The sequence below is a fragment of the Pseudomonas sp. LB3P81 genome (assembly GCF_054897965.1).
Genome location: NZ_JBUBVG010000001.1, coordinates 3,842,564 through 3,868,410 on the forward strand (window position 1 = coordinate 3,842,564; position 25,847 = coordinate 3,868,410).

The 25,847-nt window shown below is 59.8% G+C and carries 24 protein-coding genes; 12 read left to right on the forward strand and 12 right to left on the reverse strand.

Annotated elements, in window-relative coordinates; all coding sequences use genetic code 11:
* Positions 1-37: 37 nt before the first annotated feature.
* The 3 genes from choV to ACYZTL_RS17720 all read right to left on the reverse strand — a co-directional run bounded on the left by choV (position 38) and on the right by ACYZTL_RS17720 (position 3,086).
* Positions 38-1,216 carry a choline ABC transporter ATP-binding protein gene (gene choV / locus ACYZTL_RS17710; protein WP_461952876.1) on the reverse strand — a complete coding sequence of 393 codons (1,179 nt, stop codon included), beginning with the start codon at positions 1,214-1,216 and terminating at the stop codon, positions 38-40.
* Positions 1,213-2,058 (reverse strand): choline ABC transporter permease subunit, encoded by an 846-nt coding sequence (gene choW / locus ACYZTL_RS17715; RefSeq protein WP_133835662.1) that lies wholly within the window; start codon positions 2,056-2,058, stop codon positions 1,213-1,215. Before choW ends, choV begins: the two co-directional genes overlap by 4 nt.
* 77 nt (positions 2,059-2,135) lie before the next feature.
* Complete coding sequence (locus tag ACYZTL_RS17720) at positions 2,136-3,086, reverse strand: choline ABC transporter substrate-binding protein (RefSeq protein WP_461952877.1); 951 nt, start codon at positions 3,084-3,086, stop codon at positions 2,136-2,138.
* 435 nt (positions 3,087-3,521) lie between these two features.
* Between ACYZTL_RS17720 and ACYZTL_RS17725 the strand changes: the two genes are divergently transcribed.
* Both ACYZTL_RS17725 and gbdR read left to right on the forward strand, forming a co-directional pair.
* Positions 3,522-4,898, forward strand: a complete 1,377-nt coding sequence (locus ACYZTL_RS17725) for an L-serine ammonia-lyase (RefSeq protein WP_461952878.1) — start codon at positions 3,522-3,524, stop codon at positions 4,896-4,898.
* A gap of 594 nt (positions 4,899-5,492) precedes the next feature.
* Positions 5,493-6,596 carry a choline metabolism transcriptional regulator GbdR gene (gene gbdR, locus ACYZTL_RS17730; protein ID WP_008033265.1) on the forward strand — a complete coding sequence of 368 codons (1,104 nt, stop codon included), beginning with the start codon at positions 5,493-5,495 and terminating at the stop codon, positions 6,594-6,596.
* Positions 6,597-6,736: 140 nt separating this feature from the next.
* Here gbdR and ACYZTL_RS17735 read toward each other — a convergent pair whose 3' ends face one another.
* The 6 genes from ACYZTL_RS17735 to choX all read right to left on the reverse strand — a co-directional run bounded on the left by ACYZTL_RS17735 (position 6,737) and on the right by choX (position 12,334).
* Positions 6,737-7,000, reverse strand: a complete 264-nt coding sequence (locus ACYZTL_RS17735; RefSeq protein WP_007937979.1) for a hypothetical protein — start codon at positions 6,998-7,000, stop codon at positions 6,737-6,739.
* Positions 7,001-7,386: 386 nt separating this feature from the next.
* Entirely contained in the window at positions 7,387-8,550 is a 1,164-nt protein-coding gene (locus ACYZTL_RS17740; RefSeq protein ID WP_461952879.1) for a gamma-butyrobetaine dioxygenase, read from the reverse strand.
* A gap of 13 nt (positions 8,551-8,563) precedes the next feature.
* Positions 8,564-9,040: a thioesterase family protein gene (locus ACYZTL_RS17745; protein WP_461952880.1), complete on the reverse strand. Its 477-nt coding sequence runs from the start codon at positions 9,038-9,040 to the stop codon at positions 8,564-8,566.
* 178 nt (positions 9,041-9,218) lie between these two features.
* Positions 9,219-10,184: an L-carnitine dehydrogenase gene (locus ACYZTL_RS17750; RefSeq protein WP_461952881.1), complete on the reverse strand. Its 966-nt coding sequence runs from the start codon at positions 10,182-10,184 to the stop codon at positions 9,219-9,221.
* A gap of 228 nt (positions 10,185-10,412) precedes the next feature.
* Complete coding sequence (locus ACYZTL_RS17755; RefSeq protein WP_140674841.1) at positions 10,413-11,300, reverse strand: 3-dehydrocarnitine:acetyl-CoA trimethylamine transferase CdhC; 888 nt, start codon at positions 11,298-11,300, stop codon at positions 10,413-10,415.
* A gap of 89 nt (positions 11,301-11,389) precedes the next feature.
* Positions 11,390-12,334, reverse strand: a complete 945-nt coding sequence (choX, locus tag ACYZTL_RS17760; protein ID WP_461952882.1) for a choline ABC transporter substrate-binding protein — start codon at positions 12,332-12,334, stop codon at positions 11,390-11,392.
* A gap of 194 nt (positions 12,335-12,528) precedes the next feature.
* Between choX and ACYZTL_RS17765 the strand changes: the two genes are divergently transcribed.
* Positions 12,529-13,488, forward strand: coding sequence for a GlxA family transcriptional regulator (locus ACYZTL_RS17765; RefSeq protein WP_461952883.1), 960 nt, complete (start codon positions 12,529-12,531; stop codon positions 13,486-13,488).
* 135 nt (positions 13,489-13,623) lie between these two features.
* Here the strand turns inward: ACYZTL_RS17765 and ACYZTL_RS17770 are convergent, their stop codons facing one another.
* Both ACYZTL_RS17770 and ACYZTL_RS17775 read right to left on the reverse strand, forming a co-directional pair.
* Entirely contained in the window at positions 13,624-14,040 is a 417-nt protein-coding gene (locus ACYZTL_RS17770) for a DUF3010 family protein (RefSeq protein WP_461952884.1), read from the reverse strand.
* An 80-nt stretch (positions 14,041-14,120) separates the two neighbouring features.
* Positions 14,121-14,705 carry a hypothetical protein gene (locus ACYZTL_RS17775; protein ID WP_461952885.1) on the reverse strand — a complete coding sequence of 195 codons (585 nt, stop codon included), beginning with the start codon at positions 14,703-14,705 and terminating at the stop codon, positions 14,121-14,123.
* A 291-nt stretch (positions 14,706-14,996) separates the two neighbouring features.
* Here ACYZTL_RS17775 and ACYZTL_RS17780 point away from each other — a divergent pair, with 291 nt between their 5' ends.
* Both ACYZTL_RS17780 and ACYZTL_RS17785 read left to right on the forward strand, forming a co-directional pair.
* Positions 14,997-15,293: a helix-turn-helix domain-containing protein gene (locus ACYZTL_RS17780; RefSeq protein ID WP_192416766.1), complete on the forward strand. Its 297-nt coding sequence runs from the start codon at positions 14,997-14,999 to the stop codon at positions 15,291-15,293.
* Positions 15,290-16,528, forward strand: a complete 1,239-nt coding sequence (locus tag ACYZTL_RS17785; protein WP_461952886.1) for a type II toxin-antitoxin system HipA family toxin — start codon at positions 15,290-15,292, stop codon at positions 16,526-16,528. The genes ACYZTL_RS17780 and ACYZTL_RS17785 overlap by 4 nt, the downstream gene beginning before the upstream one ends.
* A gap of 4 nt (positions 16,529-16,532) precedes the next feature.
* Here the strand turns inward: ACYZTL_RS17785 and ACYZTL_RS17790 are convergent, their stop codons facing one another.
* On the reverse strand, positions 16,533-16,934 hold the full coding sequence (locus ACYZTL_RS17790) for a lysozyme inhibitor LprI family protein (RefSeq protein ID WP_461952887.1): 402 nt from the start codon (positions 16,932-16,934) through the stop codon (positions 16,533-16,535).
* A gap of 220 nt (positions 16,935-17,154) precedes the next feature.
* Here ACYZTL_RS17790 and ACYZTL_RS17795 point away from each other — a divergent pair, with 220 nt between their 5' ends.
* The 7 genes from ACYZTL_RS17795 to ACYZTL_RS17825 all read left to right on the forward strand — a co-directional run bounded on the left by ACYZTL_RS17795 (position 17,155) and on the right by ACYZTL_RS17825 (position 25,777).
* Complete coding sequence (locus tag ACYZTL_RS17795; RefSeq protein WP_008033250.1) at positions 17,155-18,132, forward strand: dipeptidase; 978 nt, start codon at positions 17,155-17,157, stop codon at positions 18,130-18,132.
* Between the two features lie 80 nt (positions 18,133-18,212).
* Positions 18,213-18,743 carry a DUF5943 domain-containing protein gene (locus tag ACYZTL_RS17800; RefSeq protein ID WP_007947752.1) on the forward strand — a complete coding sequence of 177 codons (531 nt, stop codon included), beginning with the start codon at positions 18,213-18,215 and terminating at the stop codon, positions 18,741-18,743.
* Positions 18,744-18,758: 15 nt separating this feature from the next.
* Positions 18,759-20,819 carry a dimethylglycine demethylation protein DgcA gene (gene dgcA / locus ACYZTL_RS17805; protein WP_461952888.1) on the forward strand — a complete coding sequence of 687 codons (2,061 nt, stop codon included), beginning with the start codon at positions 18,759-18,761 and terminating at the stop codon, positions 20,817-20,819.
* Positions 20,820-21,028: 209 nt separating this feature from the next.
* On the forward strand, positions 21,029-22,978 hold the full coding sequence (dgcB, locus tag ACYZTL_RS17810) for a dimethylglycine demethylation protein DgcB (RefSeq protein ID WP_461952889.1): 1,950 nt from the start codon (positions 21,029-21,031) through the stop codon (positions 22,976-22,978).
* Entirely contained in the window at positions 22,978-24,198 is a 1,221-nt protein-coding gene (gene etfA / locus ACYZTL_RS17815) for an electron transfer flavoprotein subunit alpha (protein ID WP_461952890.1), read from the forward strand. Before dgcB ends, etfA begins: the two co-directional genes overlap by 1 nt.
* A gap of 15 nt (positions 24,199-24,213) precedes the next feature.
* The gene (gene etfB, locus ACYZTL_RS17820; RefSeq protein WP_461952891.1) at positions 24,214-24,984 is read left to right on the forward strand and encodes an electron transfer flavoprotein subunit beta; all 771 of its coding nucleotides are present in this window, start codon (positions 24,214-24,216) and stop codon (positions 24,982-24,984) included.
* 226 nt (positions 24,985-25,210) lie between these two features.
* On the forward strand, positions 25,211-25,777 hold the full coding sequence (locus ACYZTL_RS17825) for a GNAT family N-acetyltransferase (protein WP_461952892.1): 567 nt from the start codon (positions 25,211-25,213) through the stop codon (positions 25,775-25,777).
* Positions 25,778-25,847: the final 70 nt, after the last annotated feature.

Genomic DNA, 25,847 nt, shown 5'->3' on the forward strand with positions numbered 1-25,847 from the left:
GCCGCGATCCTCTCGCGGCGTTTTTGTGTCTGCGGTCTTAGCCCAGGTTCTTGCCGAGCAGTGCGTGATACAGCTCGCTGTCGCCGAGAATCCCGACCACATGGTTGTTGTCGTGCAGCACCAGTTTGTTGCCGGTCTGATAACGAATCTGCAGCGCATCGCGCATGCCGATGTTCGAATCCACCAGGGTAGGTCGACGACCCAGGCCTTCTACGGCCTGACCCGGCACCCAGTTCTGCAGATCCAGGGCCGAACCATTCTGGCGTGCACCTTTGATGGTGTTGCCTTCGGCCAGATCCAGCCACGAATCGCCGCCCGGATCGAGGCAAACCGAACCGTTGATGCGTTTGCAGTTGTCGAGGGTGCGCATCAGGCTGCGACCGCACAATACGTTCAGCGGGTTGGTGTGCGCGACGAAGGTCCGCACATAGTCGTCCGCCGGGTTGAGAACGATTTCTTCCGGCTTGCTGTACTGGACGATCCGACCGTCTTTCATGATCGCGATACGGCTGCCGAGCTTCAGGGCTTCATCGAGGTCGTGACTCACGAAGACGATGGTTTTGTTCAGCTTGCTTTGCAGCTCCAGCAGTTCGTCCTGCAGGCCTTGGCGGATCAGCGGGTCGAGGGCCGAAAACGGTTCATCCATCAGCAGAATATCGGCGTCCATCGCCAGGGCGCGGGCCAGGCCGACACGCTGCTGCATGCCGCCGGAGAGCTCGTCGGGTTTCTTGTTGCGCCACTGGGTCAGGCCCACCAGCTCAAGCTTTTCGTCCACCAGTTTGCGGCGTTCCTTCTCGGGACGTCCCTGCATTTCCAGACCGAAACTGATGTTCTCGCGCACCGTCAGCCAAGGCATCAGGGCGAACTTCTGGAACACCATCGCGATACGCTTGGTGCGCATCATTTTCAGTTCCGCCGGAGTACAGGATGCGATGTCGATCTGCTTGCCTTCGTGCTCGACAAACAACTTGCCACGGCTGACGGTGTTGAGGCCGTTGATGCAGCGCAGCAGGCTGGATTTGCCGGAGCCGGACAGGCCCATCAGCACGCAGATTTCACCTTTTTCGATGTCCAGAGTGGCCTTTTCAACACCGACAATCTGCCCGGTCTTTTTCAGGATCTGGTCGCGGGTCATGCCCTGGTCGAGGAGTTTGAGCGCCTCGCGCGGGTCTTTGGAGAAGATTACGTCGACGTCTTCGAAGCGAATAATGCTCATGCGTCACCCCCTACTTTAGCGTCGGGTTGTTTGCAGATACGGTCGAGCATGATCGCCAGCAATACGATCGCCAGGCCGGCTTCGAAGCCCAGGGCGATATCAGCAGTGTTCAGTGCGTTGACCACGGGTTTGCCCAGGCCGTCGGCGCCCACCAGTGCCGCGATCACCACCATCGACAATGACAGCATGATGCACTGGGTAATACCGGCCGCGATGCTTGGCATGGCGTAGGGCAGTTCGATGCGTGCGAGCAGTTGACGGCGCGAGCAGCCGAAGGCTTTGCCGGCGTCCATCAATTCTGCGGGAACATCACGGATACCCAGGTAGGTCAGGCGGATGGGCGCGGCAATCGCAAACACCACCGTGGAGATCAGACCCGGGACCACACCCAGACCGAAGAGGGTCAGGGTAGGAATGAGGTAAACGAAGGTCGGTACGGTCTGCATCAGATCGAGCACCGGACGCATCAGTGTGTAGAACATCGGTTTGTGTGCAGCGACGATGCCCAGCGGCACGCCGATGACCACGCAGACCAGGGTGGCGAACAACACCTGGGCGAGGGTTTCCATGGTTTCCTGCCAGTACCCCAGGTTGAGGATCAGCAGGAAGGAGGCGATAACGAAAACGGTCAGCCCCCACTTTCGTTGAATGAAGTGAGCCAGTAGTGCGATGAGGCCGATCAATGCCAGCGGGTTGAACCAGGTCAGCGCAAAAGTCACGCCGTGGATCATCGTTTCCAGTGTCACGGCGATCGCGTCGAAGGTGTTGGCGCCGTGTTGCGTCAACCATTCAACGAAGCCCGCGATGTACTGGCCTAGAGGTATTTTCTGATCAATCAGCATGGTAGTGAACGTCCGCATGCAAGGAAATAAACAGCCCGGACGGCCGAAGCCGTCCGGCGTAAGCGATGCTTCTTAATTCAAGGCTGCGCGAGCTTGGCTTTCACGGCCTCCAGGCCTGGTTTACCGTCAATGGTGGTCACGCCAGCGAGCCAGGTATCGAGCACCTGTGGATTCTTTTTCAGCCAGGCCTTGGCGGCCGCGTCAGGCTTCATCTTGTCGTCCAGGATGTTGCCCATCAGTGCGCTTTCCATGTCGACGGTGAATTCCAGGTTTTTCAGCAAGGTGCCGACGTTGCTGCATTCCTGAACGTACCCCTTGCGGGTATTGGTTGCCACGGTGGCGGCACCGAAGTCCGGGCCGAAGAAGTCGTCACCACCGGTCAGGTACTGAATCTTGAAACGCTTGTTCATCGGATGCGGCGCCCAGCCGAGGAATACGACGGCGGTGTCGCGTTTCTGGGCGCGGTCGACTTGCGACAGCATGCCGGCTTCGCTGGATTCGACCATCTTGAAACCGGCGTCCTTCAAGCCGAAGGCGTTCTTGTCGATCATACTCTGGATCAGACGGTTGCCGTCGTTACCCGGTTCGATGCCGTAGATCTTGCCGTCGAGTTCTTTCTTGAATTTGGCGATGTCGGCGAAGTCATGCAGCCCTTTGTCGTACAGCGCCTGCGGCACGGCGAGGGTGTACTTGGCGCCGGTGAGGTTGGTGCGCACGACGTCCACGGTCCCGGCATCGCGGTAGGCCTTGATGTCGTTTTCCATGGTCGGCATCCAGTTACCGAGGAAAATGTCCATGTTCTTGCCGTCGGCCAGGGACTTGTAGGTCACCGGCACGGAAATCATGGTGGTTTTGGTCTTGTAGCCCAAGGCATCGAGAACGACGCTGGTGGTGGCGGTTGTCGCGGTAATGTCGGTCCAGCCGACATCGGAGAAGTTTACGGTACTGCACTGAGCGGGTTCTGCGGCTTGAGCCAGTAACGGCAGACTCAGCATGGCGGCCAACAACAACGACGGGGAACCTTTCATGGATGGACTCCTTGGTGTTTTTTTTGGCAGTGTTCCGACTGGACCACCGCACTTATAGGTTGCGGTTGGATGGCGTTTTGGAGACAGCTCTACCACGGCGCCTTGCAATCGAGTCGATACGATCATGTACCAGTGAAAATCTGACGCCTACAGGGTGCGTCGTAACCAGTACAGGGATGGTCGCATCCAGTGTCGGTGACGTCGTTTACAGATTTTTTCAGCCCCGTTTGCCCACCTGAACCGCAAAAAAACGGCGAAAACGCGGCATAAAAGACCTGCGGCGTTGGTGGGCATGAGTGCGTCGGTGTGAGACGTCGAACGACACGGCAAAAGCCTGATGATGCGGCCATCTCGGCGGATTGCAGCTTGAGCGTAGCAGCTCCGTCACCGGGCGCTTCTGCGCCTGGAGTTGGCACATCCAGGAGTTCGGCAGTAATGGCTATCAGCGTTTTCGACCTGTTCAAAATCGGCATCGGCCCTTCCAGTTCGCACACCGTGGGGCCGATGCGCGCCGCCGCGCTGTTCGTGCAAGGTTTGCGTGAGCAGGATCTTTTGGAGCAAGTGCGGCGCGTTGAAGTTCAGCTTTATGGTTCGCTGTCGGCCACCGGTATCGGTCACGGCAGCGACAACGCGGTGATCATGGGCCTGATGGGTGAGTGGCCGGACGCGATCGATCCGTCGCAAATCGGCATCCGCATTGAAACCCTGCGCGAAACCCACACGCTGCTGCTCGACGGCCGTTTGCCGGTGCCGTTCACCTGGGCCCGGGACATGCGCCTGATCGACGAAAACCTGCCGTTCCACCCCAACGCCATGACCCTGATCGCCGAAGGCGATGACGGCGAGCTGCATCGCGACACCTACTATTCCATCGGTGGCGGATTTGTCGTCGATGAAGCTCAGGCGTCCAGTGGCATAGTGGATCTGGATCGCACCGAGTTGCCGTACGATTTCTCCAGCGCCGTCGAGCTGCTCAGCCTCTGCAAACTGCACAACCTGCGCGTGGCCGAATTGATGATGGCCAACGAGAAGGTCTGGCGCAGCGAAGAAGAAATCCGCGCCGGCCTGATGAAGCTCTGGCGGGCCATGCAGGATTGCGTCGAGCAAGGCCTCAAGCACGAAGGCATCCTGCCCGGTGGCCTGAACGTGCGTCGTCGTGCTGCCAAATTGCACCGTAGCCTGCAGGAATTGAACAAGCCCAACGTGATCGGCTCAACGCTGAGCGCGATGGAATGGGTCAACCTGTTCGCCCTGGCGGTCAACGAAGAAAACGCCGCCGGCGGGCGCATGGTCACGGCGCCAACCAACGGCGCGGCGGGGATCATTCCGGCGGTGTTGCACTACTTCATGAAGTTCAGTGAAGTGGTGACGGACGCCAACGTGGTCGACTATTTCCTCAGTGCCGCAGCGGTGGGGATTCTGTGCAAGAAGAACGCCTCCATCTCCGGGGCGGAAGTCGGTTGCCAGGGCGAAGTCGGTTCGGCTTGCGCCATGGCGGCGGCGGGGTTGGCGGAGATCCTTGGCGCCACGCCGGAGCAACTGTGCAATGCGGCGGAAATCGGTCTGGAACACAACCTCGGCCTGACCTGCGACCCGGTCGGCGGGCTGGTTCAGGTGCCGTGCATCGAGCGCAATGCGATTGCCGCGGTGAAGGCGATCAACGCTGCGCAGATGGCATTGCGCGGGGATGGTCAGCACTTTATTTCCCTGGACCGGGTGATCCGCACCATGCGTGATACCGGGGCGGATATGCATGACAAATATAAAGAGACATCGCGGGGTGGGTTGGCGGTGAGTGCGGTTGAGTGTTGAGACCGGGTTGAACCTGTGGCGAGGGAGCTTGCTCCCGCTCGGCTGCGCAGCAGTCGTAAAACCGGCGACTGCAGTGTGCTTGAAAGAATAGGGTTGCAGGGTTTGGGGCTGCTGACGCAGCCCAGCGGGAGCAAGCTCCCTCGCCACAGGACGGTTTCTGCCACACCACACCAGTCAAACTGCGCGCTAAGTGAACACCCGATTCAAAACGCGCCACGTTTTGGCGCGTCGCTTACAGATAAGCCACTTGCAGCAAGTCAGGGATCCAACCCGGCTCTGACCGTCCGTCCCCCGTGCTTGCGGTGACACTCTTTTCAGGGGTGCCGCAGCCCTGTTCCCACAAGTGCTACCGATTTGCTCACACGCAACGGAGCACAGCGCTTGCTGCCCTTCCTGCCACTAATAACCCCTACTCGCGATGCGGCTTATATAGACACGCCGCGACGTCGTTTTCAGGAGTTATTGAACGCGCATTCAATTTTAGGCATGGCAATTGCTCTGTCATTACACAGCCCGTCTCCCACGCGAGAACGATGGCAATAACAAGAGCCTCCGCCTGAGGCCATCACCCGCTTTGTGTGAGGAGATACCGCGATGACGACGTTCAACTCCGGGGCTCAACCCCAGAACCGTGCGCCTCAATCCATTGGCTTTCTGCTGCTGGACAATTTCACGCTTATTTCTCTGGCCTCTGCCGTAGAACCCCTGCGCATGGCCAACCAATTGTCCGGTCGCGAGCTGTATCGCTGGACCACGCTCACCGTCGACGGCGGTCAGGTCTGGGCCAGTGACGGTCTGCAGATCACCCCCGACGCCTCCATGCACAAAGCACCCTCCATGGACACCATCATTGTCTGCGGCGGTATCGGCATTCAGCGCACCGTAACCCGTGAACACGTGTCGTGGCTGCAAAGCCAGGCGCGTCAATCCAAGCGCCTCGGTGCGGTCTGCACCGGTAGCTGGGCGCTGGCCTGCGCCGGCCTGCTGGACGGTTTCGATTGCAGTGTGCACTGGGAATGTCTGGCCTCGATGCAGGAAGCCTTCCCGCGCGTGGCCATGAGCACCCGTTTGTTCACTCTCGACCGTAACCGTTTCACCAGCTCCGGCGGCACCGCACCACTGGACATGATGCTGCACCTGATCAGCCGCGATCACGGTCGCGAACTGTCGGCCGCGATCTCGGAAATGTTCGTCTACGAGCGCATCCGCAACGAGCAGGACCACCAGCGCGTGCCGCTCAAGCACATGCTCGGTACCAACCAGCCGAAGTTGCAGGAAATCGTCGCGCTGATGGAAGCCAACCTCGAAGAACCGATCGACCTCGACGAACTGGCGGTGTACGTCGCCGTGTCCCGTCGTCAGCTCGAGCGGCTGTTCCAGAAATACCTGCACTGCTCGCCATCGCGTTACTACCTGAAACTGCGTTTGATCCGCGCACGGCAGCTGCTCAAGCAAACGCCGATGTCGATCATCGAAGTGGCGTCGGTGTGCGGCTTCGTGTCCACGCCGCACTTCTCCAAGTGCTACCGCGAATACTTCGGTATTCCGCCGCGTGACGAGCGCGTCGGCTCCAATACCACGCAGCAAGTGGCGATGATGCCGCTGCCGCAAGCGCTGGTGCTGTCGCCGTTGTCCGGGCCGTTGTCGGCGTTGAGTCAGGCGCGCAACGAATCGACCTTTGCCAGCGTAAGGCTTTAAACCGTTGTGGTGAGGGAGCTTGCTCCCGCTGGGCTGCGTAGCAGCCCCAAAACCAGTAAATGCATTCCTTCAGACAGATAGCATTCGCTGGTTTTGCGACCGCTTCGCGCTCGAGCGGGAGCAAGCTCCCTCGCCACAGATCAGGCGCTACGGCTTTGTTGGTATTCCGCCAGCGCCGGCAACAATTGCTTATCAATCGCTTGGCGCACAGCCGGCAGGATGGTCGCGCTGCTGGTGTACATCTGCTTGACCATGGTCCGCAGCGTCATCGCCCGTTCATCATTCAAACCTCGCACTGCACACTCGCAAGCCTGCTCGGCGGTGGAGCCGCTCGGTACTTGAAAACCCAACGATTTCAGCTGGCCCAACAGGTCTTCCTGATCAATCAAATCGGCGTGCATCATGACGCAAATCCTTCTTCTGGGAACGGTGTCGTGGTTCGATTCTCGTAGGGGGACGGGGTGGCGGCAAGGACGAATTGTCGCAATGGCCGCAATACCTATGAACAGGTCGTTTTCGGCTAACTTGCGAGAGGAGAGAGTGGGCACACTGGATTCAGCTGGCTTCACGAAGGTTTGGTCACCCTCGCGCAACGGCTCCTCAACAGTACCTTCTGCCCCGATCCTGTCACGGCTTGATCGGGGTTTTTTTTGTCTGTGAATCAGTGGGTTTTGTGTTGATTGATAGACCGCTTTCGCGAGCAAGCCCGCTCCCACATTCGACCGAGTTCTACCAGAAGCATGCGGTCAAATGTGGGAGCGGGCTTGCTCGCGAAGAACGATAACGCGGTCTAGCGTTGCAACACGAGAATCCGCGACAACAACTCATCCCGATCGACATAGCACCCCTGGAGATGCCGCGCGCCAGTGGCGGGATCAAACGCATTGCGCGCGTGAAGGGTGCGGCGGTTGTCAAAGCACCACATCTCACCCGGATTGAGGCGCGTCATCACCCGAAACCGCGCCTCGCGGGTCATGGCGATAAACCGCCGGTAAGCGCGATAAAGCCTGGGCATCTCATCCACCGACGCATCGAACGGCCCGCGCAGGAAGTTCGCCATACGGATTTCAGACGCCTGCCCCAACGCATCCAGCGCGATGATCGGCGCGAGGCAGCGATAGTCGCTGTGACGGTCCTTGTTGCGAAACTCCACAGGGATTTCACACAAGGCTTTGAACGACTCGGGATCTTCCTCGCGCAACGCTTGGGCAATCGCAAAACCGTCGACAAAAATACTCTCGCCACCGTCCGCGTCATTGACCAGGCAATGCAGGAATTGCAGCCCCGGTTGCAACTCCCGGGTTGGCAAATCGCTGTGCAACGGCAGGTTGAAAGCGGTGTAGGCATTGCTGTCGGCATCGGCCTTGGATTGCACGTTGAACAGCACGCCGAAATTGCTCTCGCGGATGAAGGAAATCCGCTGGGCAATCAACTTCAGCGAACCGGGTTCGGTGGGTACACCGCGGATTTGGGTGAGGCCGATATCACGTACGGCCAGCAGCCACTGCAGCAAGACGTCGTTGTCGTTCATCAGCGCCTGATAGTCGAACACCGGTAGCTGCAAATCGCTTTTCCACAGCCTGGATTTCGGCTTGCCGGCCCGGCGTTCGGCGCGGGACGCGTCGTCATAGGCGTGGGCCCGCAGCCAGCCCGGATCAAAGCGACTCTGGTGGCCGTCCTGCCAATCGACACACAGGCAACCTTCAGCATCGACAGTCGTATTTGCCGCCGTCAGGTCCGCTGCGACATCGACGATTTCCAGCACCTGCTCACGGGTCACGGTGTAGACGCATTGCGGGCACGGGCAGTTGTCCCGCAGCCATTGATGATGAAAGGGGCTGACACGGGTATCAGCCCATGTCACAAGAACGCGATCCGCCAGGGCCTGCACGCCACTGAGCGCGCTGATCAACGGATAAGTACGAAAGTCGGCAAACGCAGCGGCGGTGTTCATGGCGATCTCCTTGTTATTTTTTTGCGGGTAGAGCGATCACTCGGCCAATGTAGTCGGGGGCAGGCAGGTCGGTTTGCTCTGCAACGATGGCTTGCAACTTGCCCAGCGTCTCTTCGCTGAACGGTGCGGAGCGCGGCCCGGCGAGGTCGACGTGGAGCAACATTTGCTCGTTGCCCGCCAGTTCCTTGTCATCGCCGACCAGGTGCAGGCTGTGATAGAGGTGCAGGCGCTTGCTGTCGTGGGCGATGATCTGGGTATGTACCTCAACGTCGGCGTCGAGCTTCACTTCGTGCAGGTAATTGAGGTGCAATTCGAGGGTGAACAGCGAGTTGCCGCTGGCTTCGCGGTTGTTGCTGTCCATGCCCAGACGGTCCATCAATGCGTCGGTGGCGTAGCTGAAGATGAGCAGGTAGAAGGCGTCGCGCAGGTGGCCGTTGTAGTCGACCCAGTCGGGGATGATGCGGGTTTGGTAGGTGATGAGGGTAGGCACGATGGATCTCCACAAATAGTTGCCGGCATACACATTTGTGGCGAGGGAGCTTGCTCCCGCTGGGCTGCGAAGCAGTCCCAAAACCTTTGTATGTAATCTATCAGTCAGATCGCATTCGCTGGTTTTACGACCGCTTCGCGGCCGAACGGGAGCAAGCTCCCTCGCCACAGGGGAGCGCTTACTCGCTGAACGCCATCCCATGCTTCTCTTTGGTGGTTTTCACCGCCTCCAGCACCGCCAGCAGGCAATCATCACGATAGCGCTCCAGCGCCGAAATGCTGTGTTTGCCCAGCTGATCACTGGTCCCGTCCACCACATCATCAATCAGCTTGTCGGTCAGCTCCGGTGCCGGCAGATAGGTCCACGGCAACTGCAACGCCGGCCCGAATTGCGCCATGAAGTGGCGCATGCCCGCATCGCCACCGGCCAGGGTGTAGGTCAAAAAGGTGCCCATGAACGACCAGCGCAGACCGGCGCCAAAACGGATCGCGTCGTCGATTTCGCCGGTCGTTGCCACACCGTCGTTCACCAGGTGCAGCGCCTCGCGCCACAGTGCTTCGAGCAAACGGTCGGCAATGAAACCGGGTACTTCCTTGCGCACATGCAGCGGACGCATCCCTAAGGATTCGTAGACTTTCATGGCGGCTTGAACGGCTTCTGGGGCAGTGTTCTTGCCGCCGACCACTTCCACCAGAGGCAGCAGATAAACCGGGTTGAACGGGTGGCCGACCACGCAGCGTTCCGGGTGGGTCGAGCTCTCGTAGAACTCGCTCGGCAACAGTCCCGAAGTGCTGGAGCCGATCAGTGCATCGGGCTTGGCTGCGGCGCTGATTTTGCTGTGCAGTTCCAGTTTCAGATCGAGGCGTTCCGGGGCGCTTTCCTGAATGAAATCGGCGTCGCGAACACACTCTTCAATCGTCGCGACAAAGCGCAGGCGATCCTGCGAGGCGCCAGGTGCCAGGCCTTGTTTCTCCAGCGCGCCCCAGGCATTGGCGACGCGTTTGCGCAGGGCCGCTTCGGCACCGGGCGCCGGGTCCCAGGCCACTACATCGAGGCCATGGGCGAGGGCGCGGGACACCCAGCCGCTGCCGATGACACCGCTGCCCAGGGCGGCGAAGGTTTTGATTTCGGTGATAAAAGTCATGGCGACGTCCTAAAAAAATTCGGTGATCTAATGTGGGAGCGGGCTTGTGTGGTGAGGGGATTTATCGAAACGTCGCACCGCCCCGTTGGGTCGCGAAGCGGCCCTGAACCTGTGACTACGGTGTCTCAGATAACCGAATTCACCGGGTTTGCGACTGCTTCGCAGCCGAACGGGGATAAATCCCCTCACCACACAAGCCCGCTCCCACAGGTGAAGTGTGATAAGTGGTTAACCGCGCTTGGTCAGGCCCATTTTTGCCCGGCCTTCCGCCGGCGTCAGAACCCGGGCGCCGAGGCGGCTGAGGATTTCCGAGGCGCGTTCGACCAGTTGGCCGTTGGTCGCCAGTACGCCCTTGTCCAGCCAGATGTTGTCTTCCAGACCCACCCGCACGTTGCCGCCGAGCAGCACCGCTTGCGCCGCCATTGGCATCTGCATGCGACCGATGCCGAAACCGGCCCACACTGCGTTCGCTGGCAGGTTGTCGACCATGGCTTTCATGGTGGTGGTATCAGCCGGCGCGCCCCACGGGATGCCGAGGCACAGCTGGAACAGCGGGTCGTCGAGCAGGCCTTCCTTGATCATCTGTTTGGCGAACCACAGGTGCCCGGTGTCGAAAATTTCCAGCTCGGCCTTCACGCCCAGCTCTTGAATGCGTTTGGCGCCAGCACGCAGCTGCGCCGGGGTGGACACGTAAATGGTGTCGCCATCGCCGAAATTCAGGGTGCCGCAATCGAGGGTGCAGATTTCCGGCAGCAGTTCTTCGACGTGGGCCAGACGGGTCAGCGGGCCGACCAGATCGGTGTTCGGGCCGAATTCCATCGGGTTCTCGCCCGCGCCGATTTCCAGGTCGCCGCCCATGCCGGCGGTGAGATTGACGATGATGTCGACGTCGGCCTCGCGGATGCGCTCCATTACTTCGCGGTACAGCGCCACGTCACGGCTGAACTTGCCGGTTTCCGGGTTGCGCACGTGGCAGTGGACCACGGTGGCGCCGGCCTTGGCGGCTTCCACGGCGGCAGCGGCGATTTGTTTCGGGGTGACCGGCACGTGTGGGCTTTTGCTGGTCGTGTCGCCAGCACCGGTAAGTGCGCAGGTGATGATGACGTCGTGGTTCATGAGGGGGTTCCTTGCAGGCGTGGTGGTGCCGTTCGCAGCCCGGTCGGGCTGCGAATCGGTGGTTCGGTTCGGGTCTGTTTGCTGAAGAGCTATTTGCTGGTGAGATTCAGGTTGTCAGCCGCCGGTTTGCCATCGAAGGTGGTGACGCCTTCGAGCCAGCGTTGTTTGTCTTGCGGGTGATCTTTCAGCCATTGCTTGGCCGATTCGAACGCGTCCTTGTGATCCAGCAATGGCTGCATCATCCGGCTCTCGTCTTCGGCGGTGTAGGTCAGGTTGCTCAGCAAACGACCGATGTTCGGGCATTGCTCGGCGTATTTCGGCGAGGTGACGGTCCAGACGGTGGCCATACCTTCGTTCGGGCCGAGGGCGTCTTCACTGCCGGTCAGATACGTCATCTGCACGTTGACGTTCATCGGGTGCGGCGCCCAGCCGAAGAACACCACGGCCTCTTTGCGGCGCACGGCGCGATCCACCGCCGCGAGCATGCCGGCCTCACTGGATTCGACCAATTGGAACTTGCCGAGGCCAAACTGGTTCTTGGCGATCATCGCCTTGATCTGGGTGTTGGCGCCCGAGCCTGGCTCGATGCCGTAGATTTTGCCGCCCAGTTCTTTTTCGAACTTGGCAATGTCAGCGAAGGTTTTCAGGCCCTTGTCAGCAAGGTAAGTCGGTACGGCGAGGGTGGCGCGAGCGTCTTTCAAGCTCGGTGCCTGAAGCACTTTGACCTGATTGCCATCGACGAACGGCGTGATGGTCTGGGTCATCAGCGGGTTCCAGTAGCCCAGGAACAGGTCCAGGCGCTGGTCGCGGATCCCGGCGAAGATGATTTGCTGGGAGGCGCTGGTTTGTTTGGTGCTGTAGCCGAGGCCGTCGAGCAGGACCTGGGTCATGGCGCTGGTGGCGATTACGTCGGTCCAGTTCACGACGCCCATGCGCACGTTCTGGCAGGACGCGGGTTCGGCGGCCATGACACTGGCGCTCAGCAAAGCGGTACCGCTGAGTGCAAGAACACAGCTGCTGATCAGTCGTTTCATCTCAGGATTCCTCGGCAGTTCGTTATTGTGGGTCCGGTCGTCTTTGTGCGCCGGTGATGTCACGTTACGCAGCAACGAGGCCATGAAAGCGCACAGCGGCGACCAGCTCTTGCACTGCAGCGACCTGTCCTCTTGAATGCCGCTCGCAAGTGGCGTATCAACATCACACGCTACCCGCCACCCGAGTGCGCTCCATGTCCCAGGATTTCTACTTCATGTTGATGCCGGGTTTCTCGGCCATCGGTTTCATCTCGGCCATCGAGCCGTTGCGGGTCGCCAATCGTTTTCGCGGCGAGCTGTATCGCTGGCATGTGCTGAGCGCGGATGGCGGCGCGGTGTTGGCCAGCAACGGCATGTCAGTCAACGCCGACGCGGCGCTGGAGCCCTTGAAGAAAGGCGCGACGCTTTTGGTGGTCGCCGGCTTCGAACCGTTGAAATTCGCCACCCCGGCGCTGGAACACTGGCTGCGTCGCCTCGACAACGAAGGCGTGACCCTCGGCGCCATTGACACCGGCAGCTTCATCCTCGCCGAAGCCGGCCTGCTCGACGGCCATCGGCTGACCTTGCACTGGGAAGCCATCGACGCGTTCAAGGAGTCCTATCCACAGCTCAGCGTCACCCAGGAGCTGTTTGAGATCGACCGTCGGCGCATCACCTCCGCCGGCGGCACCGCGTCCATCGACCTGATGCTCGACCTCATCGCCCAGGCCCACGGCCCTGAACTGGCGATCCAGGTCAGCGAACAATTCGTACTCGGCCGCATCCGCCCGCGCAAAGACCACCAGCGCATGGAAGTCGCCACGCGGTATGGCATCAGCAACAAGAAGCTCGTTCACGTAATCGGCGAGATGGAACAGCACAGCGAACCGCCGCTGACCACGCTGGAATTGGCGGAATCGATCAAGGTGACGCGGCGGCAGCTGGAGCGCCTGTTTCGGCTGCATTTGAACGACACGCCGAGCAATTTCTACCTGCGGTTAAGGCTGGAAAAGGCGCGGCAATTGCTGCGGCAGACGGACATGAGCGTGCTGGAGGTAAGTATTGCGTGCGGGTTTGAATCGCCGTCGTATTTCACCCGCAGTTATCGGGCACGGTTTGAGCGGTGTCCGCGGGAGGATCGACGACGGTTGGGGGATGGCCGAGAGATGGTTTGAACACAAAACCACTGTGGGAGCGGGCTTGCTCGCGAAGGCGGTCTGTCAGTTAACACTAATATCGACTGACCCACCGCATTCGCGAGCAAGTCGAATCGTCGCACCGCCGCTCCCACATGGGACCTGCTTTCGCTTTTACTTCTTCATCAGCGCCGAGCATGCCGCCTTGTAAGCCTCATGCTGATACTTGTTCAGCGTCGCTGGCAGCTCAAAATCAAACTTCTTGTTCTGCGCATTGATCGTCTGCGGCGACAGCAGCGTCACCTCGCAACTCTCCAGCAACTGAAAAACGCCCTCGATCTTGAACGTGGTCGGCCCACCGGCGAACTCGCCTTTCTTGCTGCGCTTCTTGATCGCGATCCGGTCGATGGAATTCTCACGGACAAACGATGCGACCTGAGCGGCAAAGACCTTGACGTTGGCGGCTTCGTCATCATCGTCGAGGGCGATTTTCTTGGTGTTCAGCGCGACGTGGCTCAAGGCCTGACCGTCGAGGGAGGCCACGGCGATGATCGCTTCGCTGCCTTTGATTTCGATGCCGCAAGTCTTCATGCAAATGCCTTTTGAGAAGGTTTCGCGCGGAACGCTGCGAAGTACGGGCATCTTACCGGGCAGCTCGCGACGCGTGCTGATCAACCTTCTGGCTTACTGGCATTACGGATCGCGGCTTTGATCTGATCGACTTGTTCCGAGCTTCTGGAGAAGGAGGCACGGATCTCCAGTGCTGCACGGGGTGATACGAGTTCTGCGGATTGGGCTCCTAACGCTTCGAGGGTTCTTTTAGCTGCGCCGGTGTCGAGTTCATGCACGGTGCTGATCAACTGTTTGCGTTGAGGCACCGTGCCGTCGAGCCAATTGGCAAAGAAGGCTTGCTTGCCCTTGTTGTCATCCGGGGACCAAGTGCTCTGAGTGCTGGCCTGGGCAATTGCGTCGGTCTTTTTCGAAGCGGTAACGCCTACCTGATTGGTACCAAGGGCAAAGCTGAAGATGAACAGCGAATTGAGCACGAAGAACACAAAGCGTTGCCACAACACTGTCGCAGTCGCGGCGAATACCAGCAGCCCGAACAAAAAGCTGATGAACAACCCTGTGTAGTTTGGGGGGGCATCAAAATTGCTAACCAGAGCATTGGTGAAGAGCATGGTCAGAGAGCCTGCTATCCCTGGCGTCAGCATCGACTTGGGGTTTAAAAACTCATCGAGCTTTTTGTCTGGCATGGCCCTGACCTGGTGAGCTAAAGGTCAACAAAGCTTAGGTGCTAAAGCGTCATCAGTACTTCATGCCTGCCGCATAGGCTCAAAAAATCCAGACCACTCGTCGCTTGCGCGCGCCCTGAAAAATCTATGGCGCCTCGAAGCGCGAATTCAGGCATTTTTGTTTGTTACATAAAGGATAAGAAATTGTCCTTTAAAAGCTTAATGTTCAAATAATGATCCAAATATGGCCTATTAAAAATACTAATTACTTTGCACTGCTACACTTGCTCACATTCCTTTTGAGGTCGAACCATGGCCCTTACCCATATCCTCTATTCCCCCGGAGAGATCGCTTTACAGATTGCCGGGAATGCCAAGCGTCTGAGGCTCAGTAAAAACCTTTCGCGGCGCACGCTCGCCCAAAAGTCAGGCGTCCCCGAGTCGAACATCAAACGCTTTGAGACGACCGGGAAGATCTCTCTGGATGGGTTGCTGCTGATCGCGACTTGCCTCGGGGCAGAGGAGCCCTTGACGAATTTGTTCGCCTCTACCCAGACGCTGACGCTTCAGGATCTGAAAAACTACGAAAGGGCTCGTGGCCGACAATGAAATCCGTCAATGCACTCAGCGTAATGCTTCAAGGATCACGAGTCGGCGAACTGCTCGCGATTCCTCGGCAAGGCATGTTCTTTTCTTATGATCCGGGCTGGTTGGCGAAAGGTTTCAACCTTGCGCCGTTTCATATGGAGTTCTCGGTCAACCCCCAGAGAACGGCTGATCCGGTGCTGTTCGACGGCCTGCACGGTGCCTTCAGCGATTCGTTGCCCGATGGCTGGGGATTGCTGCTCATGGATCGATTCTTCCGAAGTCAGTTGAGCACCGAGCGTCACGCAATCGGCCCGCTGGATCGTCTGGCCTACATGGGCAATCGAAGCATGGGCGCGCTTGAATACGTGCCGATGTTCGACACTGTTGAGGCGGACGAAGACCTCGATCTGGCCGCGCTTTATGAGGCATCACAAACCCTACTTTCCGGCAGCACCGATGAGGTCATCACATCGTTGCGGCTGGCAGGTGGTTCTCCCGGCGGTGCTCGGCCCAAGGCGGTTATCGGTCTATCGCCAGACAAGCGTCGTGCCGTTTCGTCATTTGGCGAAATGCCCAAGGGTTATGAGCACTGGTTAATCAAGTTTCGCTGTGAAGAGGAACATCATGATAGCGGCGCCATTGAGCAGGCTTATGCATTGATGGCTCATCGGGCAGGGGTCGAAATATCCGAGTCGAAACTGTTTCAGGTAGAGACCACCAAGGGTGTCGAGCAATTCTTCGCCACTAAACGCTTCGATCGAGAGACCGGTTCCAAGCGCCACATGCTGACTGCTGCGGCGATTCTATATGCCGACTTCCGTGCGCCAAGCCTTGATTACAGTGATTTACTGCGAGCGACCTGGGCAATGACCAAGGATGCGACCGAGGTCGAGAAAATGGCCCGATTGATGGTCTTCAACGCTCTCGCTCATAACCATGACGATCACGCGAAGAACTTCTCGTTTTTTGGCGACAAGGACGGCTGGAAAATGGCTCCGGCTTACGATCTGACCTTTTCCAGTACAGCAGGGCGCGGCAACGAGCACACCACGGCATTCGCGGGGAGAGGAAAACCTACACGCAAAGCCCTTCTTGAGGTGTGCAAACCATTCAGTTTCCTTGAGCCCGAACGCTACATCGAACAGACGCTGGATGCTTTTTCCGAGTGGAGTATCTGTTGCGCCGATCTGGACATAGATAAAACGGCGAGCAATAAACTGCTGACCGCTCTAGAGTCAGTTTGGCAGGCCCTCTAACGCATCACTCCTGCCCAATCGACTCCAAAAACTCCGACCGCTCATCACTCATCCGCGCGACGCAATCATTCTGCGCAATGGTGAATGCCTTGCTGCCACTGGTCGCCGGAAATGCTTCAACCGCGCAATCCGCGTCCCGGGTCTTCAGCCACTGCTGCTGGGCAGCCTTGATTTTGGCAGTGATGTCGGCCAGTTGCGTCGGGTTCTTGCCGTAGGCCGTTTGCATGCGTTCGGTCAGGCTTTGATAGTTGTCTTTGAGCAGGTCTTCGGCAGTGGTTCGGCTGTAGACCGAGCATTCCAGGGTCTGGACGTCGTTTTCGACCGCATCGCAGGGGTTGTTGTCGGACTCTTCAGCCGCCTGTACGCCGGTCGCTATCAGTGCCAAAGCCAGGAAGATCGATTTCATTGCCTCACCCTAAATTCCGTAATGCCGCGAATTCTGGCCCATGCGGAAGCCCTTGAACAGGTGGCCCATGACGTCCGGCGACGACCCTTTGTCGCGGATTGACGCTTTCGGCAAACCCTCTGTCGTTTTTGCACCCGGTTGTACCGGTCCTCAGGCATATGCTGGCCCCAAAGCGCCGGCACACGATTCGGCGCATGAATCGCTAATAGGGGACAGCCTGATGAGCCCAGCCGAATTGCACGCCGACAGCATCGTTATCGACGGGCTGATTATCGCCAAGTGGAACCGCGAGCTGTTTGAAGACATGCGCAAGGGCGGTCTGACCGCGGCCAACTGCACCGTGTCGGTGTGGGAGGGCTTTCAGGCCACTGTCAACAACATCGCAGCGAGCCAGAAGCTGATCCGCGAGAACAGCGACCTGGTGATTCCGGTGCGCACCACCGCCGATATCCGCAAGGCCAAGGAGCAGGGCAAGACCGGCATCCTCTTCGGTTTCCAGAATGCCCACGCGTTTGAAGACCAGATCGGCTACGTCGAGGTGTTCAAGCAGCTCGGCGTTGGCATCGTGCAGATGTGCTACAACACCCAGAATCTGGTCGGCACCGGCTGTTACGAGCGCGATGGCGGCCTGTCGGGCTTCGGTCGTGAGATCGTTGCCGAGATGAACCGCGTTGGCGTCATGTGCGACCTGTCCCACGTCGGTTCGAAAACCTCCGAAGAAGTCATCCTCGAATCGAAGAAACCGGTCTGCTACTCCCACTGCCTGCCGTCGGGTCTGAAAATCCACCCGCGCAACAAGTCCGATGAAGAACTGAAGTTCATTGCCGACCACGGCGGTTTCGTCGGTGTGACCATGTTCGCGCCGTTCCTGGCCAAGGGCATCGATTCGACTATCGACGACTACGCCGAAGCCATCGAATACACCATGAACATCGTCGGCGAAGACGCCATCGGTATCGGCACCGACTTCACCCAGGGCCATGGCCAGGACTTCTTCGAATACCTGACCCATGACAAGGGCTACGCCCGCCGTCTGACCAGCTTCGGCAAGATCATCAACCCGCTGGGCATCCGCACCGTCGGCGAGTTCCCGAACCTGACCGAAACCCTGCTCAAGCGCGGCCATTCCGAGCGCGTGGTCCGCAAGATCATGGGCGAGAACTGGGTCAATGTCCTCAAGGACGTCTGGGGCGAATAAGCCGCCGCACCTGAAGAATCCTTTCCCCCGGCCGTCCGCTGCCTGGGGCTACACCCAAAATTTTCTGGAGTTAAGTTTCCATGGCCAAGATCGCCCCGCAATTGCCAATCGAAGTCGACAGCGAAACCGGTGTCTGGACCTCCGACGCCCTGCCGATGCTGTACGTGCCGCGTCATTTCTTCGTCAACAACCACATGGGCATCGAGGAAGTGCTGGGCGCCGAAGCCTACGCCGAAATCCTCTACAAGGCCGGCTACAAATCCGCCTGGCACTGGTGTGAAAAAGAAGCCGAATGCCACGGCCTGGAAGGCGTCGCGGTATTCGAGCACTACATGAAACGCCTGTCGCAACGCGGCTGGGGCCTGTTCAAGATCCAGGACATCGACCTCGACAAAGGCACCGCCAGCGTCAAGCTCGAACACTCGGCATTTGTCTACGTGTACGGCAAGGTCGGGCGCAAGGTCGACTACATGTTCACCGGCTGGTTTGCCGGCGCCATGGACCAGATTCTGCAGGCCCGCGGCAGCAAGATCCGCACCGTTGCCGAACAGGTTTACGGTGGCTCCGAAGAAGGCCACGACGACGGTTTGTTCACCGTCAAGCCGTTGTAAGTCGAGGAACCCGCCATGGCTTTCGAAGCAATGTTCCAGCCGATTCAGATCGGCAAACTGACCATCCGTAACCGCGTGCTCAGCACCGCGCACGCCGAGGTCTACGCGACCGACGGCGGCATGACCACCGACCGGTACGTCAAGTATTACGAAGAGAAAGCCAAGGGCGGGATCGGCCTGGCGATCTGCGGCGGTTCCTCCAGTGTGGCCATCGACAGCCCGCAAGGCTGGTGGAAATCGGTCAACCTGGCCGACGACCGGATCATTCCGCACTTCCAGAACCTGGCCGATGCCATGCACAAGCATGGCGCCAAGATCATGATCCAGATTACCCACATGGGTCGTCGTTCCCGTTGGGACGGCGAGCATTGGCCGACCCTGCTGTCGCCGTCGGGCATCCGTGAACCGGTGCACCGTGCGACCTGCAAAACCATCGAGCCGGAAGAAATCTGGCGGGTGATCGGCAACTACGCCAGCGCTGCAGCACGTGCCAAGGCCGGTGGCCTCGACGGCGTCGAATTGTCCGCCGTGCACCAGCACATGATCGACCAGTTCTGGAGCCCACGGGTCAACAAGCGGACCGACGAATGGGGCGGCAGCTTCGAGAACCGCATGCGTTTCGGTCTGGAAGTGATCAAGGCTGTGCGGGCCGAAGTCGGTCCGGATTTCTGCGTCGGCATCCGTCTGTGCGGTGATGAATTCCACCCGGACGGCTTGTCCCACGAAGACATGAAGCAGATCGCCAAGTATTACGACGACACCGGCATGATCGACTTCATTGGCGTGGTCGGTTCGGGTTGCGACACCCACAACACCCTGGCCAACGTTATCCCCAACATGAGTTATCCACCGGAGCCGTTCCTGCACCTGGCCGCCGGTATCAAGGAAGTGGTGAAGGCGCCGGTTTTGCATGCGCAGAACATCAAGGACCCGAACCAGGCGACCCGTATTCTGGAAGGCGGCTACGTGGACATGGTCGGCATGACCCGCGCCCACATCGCCGACCCGCACCTGATCGCCAAGATCAAGATGGGTCAGGTCGACCAGATCAAGCAATGCGTCGGCGCCAACTACTGCATCGACCGTCAGTACCAGGGCCTGGACGTGTTGTGCATCCAGAACGCCGCGACCTCCCGTGAATACATGGGCGTGCCGCACATCATCGAGAAATCGACCGGTGTGAAGCGCAAAGTCGTGGTGGTCGGTGCCGGTCCTGCCGGGATGGAAGCGGCTCGCGTGTCCGCCGAACGTGGTCACGACGTGACGCTGTTCGAGAAGAAAGAATTCATCGGCGGGCAGATCACTACGGCTTCGAAAGCGCCGCAACGGGACCAGATCGCCGGTATCACGCGCTGGTTCCAGTTGGAACTGGCCCGTCTGAAAGTCGACCTGCGCCTGGGCGTGGCAGCCGATGCAGCGACCATTCTCGACCTGCGTCCGGACGTAGTGGTGCTCGCCGTCGGCGGTCATCCATTCCTGGAACAAAACGAACATTGGGGCGCGGCGGAAGGCCTGGTGGTCAGCAGCTGGGACATTCTCGACGGCAAGGTTGCGCCGGGCAAGAACGTGCTGGTCTACGACACCATTTGCGAGTTCACCGGGATGTCGACCGCCGACTTCCTCGCCGACAAGGGCAGCCAGGTCGAGATCGTCACCGACGACATCAAGCCGGGCGTGGCGATTGGCGGTACATCGTTCCCGACGTACTACCGCAGCATGTACCCGAAAGAAGTGATCATGACCGGCGACATGATGCTGGAGAAGGTCTACCGCGAAGGCGACAAGCTGGTGGCGGTGCTGGAAAACGAATACACCGGCGCCAAAGAGGAGCGGGTGGTGGACCAGGTCGTCGTCGAAAACGGCGTGCGTCCGGACGAAGAAATCTACTACGCCATGAAGGAAGGCTCGCGCAACAAAGGCCAGATGGACATCGAAGCCCTGTTCGCGATCAAGCCGCAACCTTCGTTGAGTCAGGTGGGCGACGGCTACTTGCTGTTCCGCATCGGTGACTGCGTGGCGCAACGCAACACCCACGCGGCGATCTATGACGCGCTGCGGTTGTGCAAGGATTTCTAAAGGATTACCACCATCACCTGTGGCGAGGGAGCTTGCTCCCGCTGGGCTGCGAAGCAGCCCCAAAACCTGCAGTCGAGGTGCATCAGGTGTGCACCTCAGGCTGTTTTGGGAGCGCTTCGCGCTCCAGCGGGAGCAAGCTCCCTCGCCACAAGTAGGTGCGTCGCTCTCATCGGCGCGCACATGACCCCGAGGTCTTTGGGAGCTCCACCATGTTGAACACCCTTCTTCCAATCCTGTTGTTCGCTGCCCTGGGCCTTGCGGTTCTGGGCGCGTTGCGGCGGGTGGCTATGTGGCGTCGAGGTCGAGCCTCCAAGGTCGACTTGATCGGCGGCCTGTTCGCCATGCCCAAGCGTTACATGGTCGATTTGCACCATGTCGTCGCGCGGGACAAATACATCGCCAACACCCACGTCGCCACGGCCGGTGGTGCGGTGGCGTCTGCGGTGCTGGCGATTCTGGTTCACGGTTTTGGCCTGCATAACCGCTTTCTCGGCTATGCACTGTTGCTGATGACGGTGGTGATGTTCGTCGGTGCGATCTTTGTGTACCTGCGTCGACGCAACCCGCCAGCCCGTTTGTCCAAAGGCCCGTGGATGCGTCTGCCGAAAAGCCTGTTGGCGTTCTCGGCGTCGTTCTTCCTGGTAACCCTGCCGGTGGCAGGCATCCTTCCGGAAAACTTCGGCGGTTGGCTGGTCGCAGCGATCCTTGGGGTTGGCGTGCTGTGGGGCGTCTCGGAATTGTTCTTCGGCATGACCTGGGGCGGGCCGATGAAGCACGCCTTCGCCGGTGCGCTGCACCTGGCCTGGCACCGTCGCGCCGAGCGTTTTGGCGGTGGCCGTTCCACCGGTTTGAAACCGCTGGACCTCAACGATCCGAGCGCGCCGCTGGGCGTGGAAAAACCCAAGGATTTCACCTGGAACCAACTGCTCGGTTTCGACGCCTGCGTACAGTGCGGTAAATGTGAAGCAGCCTGCCCGGCATTCGCCGCCGGCCAACCACTGAACCCGAAAAAACTGATTCAGGACATGGTCGTCGGCCTGGCTGGCGGCACCGATGCCAAATTCGCTGGCAGTCCGTACCCTGGCAAAGAAGTCGGTTTACACGCCGGCAATCCGCATCAACCGATCGTCAACGGTCTGGTGGACGCCGAAACCCTGTGGTCCTGCACCACCTGCCGTGCCTGCGTCGAGGAGTGCCCGATGATGATCGAGCACGTCGATGCCATCGTCGACATGCGCCGCCATCTGACCCTGGAAAAAGGCGCGACCCCGAACAAGGGCGCCGAAGTCCTCGAAAACCTGATCGCCACCGACAACCCGGGCGGTTTCGCGCCGGGTGGGCGGATGAACTGGGCGGCGGATTTGAATCTCAACCTGCTTAGCGAGAAGAAGTCGGTCGACGTGCTGTTCTGGGTCGGCGACGGTGCTTTCGACATGCGTAACCAGCGCACCCTGCGTGCCTTCGTCAAAGTGCTGAAAGCGGCCAAAGTCGACTTCGCGGTACTCGGTCTTGAAGAGCGCGACAGCGGTGACGTGGCCCGACGTCTGGGCGACGAAGCGACCTTCCAGCTCTTGGCCAAACGCAACATCCAGACCCTGGCCAAATACAACTTCAACCGCATCGTTACCTGCGACCCGCACAGCTTTCATGTGCTGAAAAACGAGTATGGCGCGTTCGACGGCAACTACCTGGTGCAGCACCACAGCACCTACATGGCCGAAATCATCGACGCTGGCGCGCTCAATCTCGGCCAGCACAAAGGCAGCAGCGTGACCTATCACGACCCGTGCTACCTCGGTCGCTACAACGGCGAATACGAGGCGCCGCGTGAAGTGCTGCGCGCCCTCGGGATTGAAGTGAAAGAGATGCAACGCTCCGGTTTCCGTTCGCGCTGCTGTGGCGGCGGTGGCGGTGCGCCGATCACTGACATTCCGGGCAAACAACGGATTCCCGACATGCGCATGGAAGACATCCGCGAAACCGGCGCCGAACTGGTGGCCGTGGGTTGTCCACAGTGCACTGCGATGCTCGAAGGCGTGGTCGAACCGCGGCCGCTGATCAAGGACATCGCCGAACTGGTGGCGGACGCATTGCTTGAAGACGCAGCCCCAGGCAAACCGACCACACCGGCCCAACGTGTACCTGCGGAGGCCCACTGATGAGCGACATTATCCGCCGCGACCCCCGCGCCGAATGGATTGCCCGTAACCGCTTGCACCCGCTGCACGCGGCGATGCAACCGGCGCAACACAGCTGGATGGGGCCAAACGGCGTCATCCGCAAGAACCCCCATGGCATCGGTTTTATCGGCCCCAACGGCATCAAACGGATTGACCGCAGCGGCGCGCAACAGGGCGGGGCGAGCAAACGCTCGGCCGCCGTTGAAGTGCTATTGCCGCTGCATCAAGTGCCGCAACCGGCGTTCTACATCAGCGTCGTGCCGGACATGGTTGGCGGCCGCTTGAGCAGCCACGATCGTGATTTGCTCGGCCTGGCGCATCAGTTGGCCGGCAAGGACGGCGCGGTACTGGCCGTGGTCTTCGGCGAACACAAGGAAAACGCCTTCGCCACCGCTGGCGTCGATCGCTTGCTGGTGCTGGAAGGCGACGAATTCAGCGGTTATGCACCGGAGCAACGGGTCCAGGGCCTGCGGGCTGTGGATAACCAGTTCAGCCCGCGTCACTGGCTGCTGCCGGACAGCCGCAGCGGTGGTGGCGAACTCGGTCGACGCTTTGCCGCTGCACTGGGCGAACGCCCGGCCACACGGGTCTGGCAGGTCAAGGATCAGGAATGCATCGGCCGCGCCGGTGCGGGGTTACAAGACCTTGCGCGTCCAGTCGCACGCCTGATTCTGGCCGCTGCCGAATGCGCTGAACCGGTCAGCGAAACCCGTCACGAAGCCTTGCCGGTGGAGTTATCCACAGCGGTCGCGCGCAGCCTGTCGCGCATCGAAGATCTGGGTGCCGTGGCAGTGGACCCGGCAGCGATTCCGATGGCCGAAGCCGAGTTCATCTTCTCCGGCGGCAACGGGGTCAAGGACTGGGGACTTTTCCACAGGACTGCCGAAGCCCTCGGCGCCACCGAAGGCGCCTCTCGTGTGGCGGTGGACGATGGCTTCATGGCCCGCGACCGTCAGGTCGGCGCGTCCGGCACCTGGGTCACCGCGCGTGTTTACGTGGCGGTGGGGATTTCGGGGGCGATCCAGCACCTGCAAGGCATCGGTGCCTGCGACAAGGTGGTGGCGATCAACCTCGACCCTGGCTGCGACATGATCAAACGGGCCGACCTGTCGGTGATCGGCGAGAGTGCCGGGATTCTTCAAGCCTTGATCGCGGCGGTAGAGGCTTACCGCAACGAAGCCAAGCGCGATGCGGCTTAAGGGAAGGAAAGGGTTATGAGCACGAAAATCATCAGCCTGGTGTCCATCGGCGCCCACCCGACCTCCGGCCGGCCACGACGCGCGGAGCAGGATGCGCGGGCGGTGGAACTGGGTCTGCAACTGGCTGGGGATAACCTGCAAGTGCTGCATGCCGGCGATGTCGCCGAACCGGCGTTGCGCGCCTATCTGGGCATGGGCCTGGAGCAATTGCATGTGCTTGAACAACCTTCAGGCGCCGATGCACTGCCGGCATTGACCGCGTATTTGCGTGACGCCGGGGCGCAAGTCGTGCTGACCGGCAGCCAGGCAGAAACCGGTGAAGGCTCGGGCATGCTGCCGTTTCTGCTGGCGGAAAGCCTCGGCTGGCCGCTGGTGGTCGGGCTGGCACAGGTGGAATCCATCGACGGCAGTTCGGCACTGGTGCTGCAAGCCTTGCCCCGTGGTCAGCGTCGTCGTTTGAAGGTACGGCTGCCGTTTCTCGCGACGGTGGATAACGCCGCGCCGAAGCCTCGGCAGAGCGCCTACGGCCCGGCGCGGCGCGGGGTGTTGCATGCGGATGAAGTCGAAGTGATCGACGATGAACTGCTGTCGGTCGCCACGTTGCAACCCGCCAAACCCCGGCCTAAACGCTTGAAAGTGATCAAGGCGAAAAGCGGCGCGGACCGGATGAAAGCCGCGACGGCCAAGGCCAGTGGTGGCGGAGGGCAAGTGCTTAAAGGCGTGACCGCGCAAGCGGGTGCCGAGGCGATTCTCAAATTGCTGATCGAAGAAGGCGTGGTTCGCTGACAGATTAGGTAATGCTGTTCACTTAAGAAAATATGCAGGCGAGCAAGAAATCTGTGGCGAGGGGATTTATCCCCGTTGGGTCGCGAAGCGACCCCAGCGTCCGGCCAGACAGACTGAACTGTCCGGATTTGCGACTGCTTTGCAGCCGAACGGGGATAAATCCCCTCGCCACAAAAGTGAGTGCTCGCGCTTAAGTGAACAGCATTAGCTCCCACAGGGAAAAATAATGACTGTTGAATTTCGTTCGGCCCAGCGCGCGGATGCGCGGGAGATTGCCCGTCTGTTCCAGATTTCCTCAGAGGGCGCTTCGGATTACATCTGGAGCCAACTGGCTGAACCCGGCCAGGATCTGTTGGACGTCGGGGCGGCCCGCTACGCCCGTGACGACGTGGATTTCTCCTACCAGAACTGCCTGATTGCCGAAGTCGATGGTCGCGTCATTGGCATGATGCACAGCTACACAATGCGCCACGATCCGCTGGCCGAACCCACCACCGACCCGGTGCTGGCACCCTATGCCGACATGGAAATCCCCGACACGCTGTACATCTCCAGCCTGGCGCTGCACGAAGGCTGGCGCAACCAGGGGCTCGGCAAACAGTTCCTCGCGCACGCTCACGAGCGCGCCAACCACTTGGGCCTCAAGGGTTTGAGCCTGATCGACTACGCCGTCAACACCGGCGCCCGTCGGTTCTACGAACGCCATGGCTTTCGAATCGTCGATACCTGCCAGATCACACCTCACCCGATGATTCGGGTGACCGGCGACGCCTACCTCATGCAGTGGCCCTAGTGAGCTACATTTCTCTATGAGCTGCCCGAGAGGGCAGCAGCGCTGATTCATAAAACTCGTTTTCAGGAAT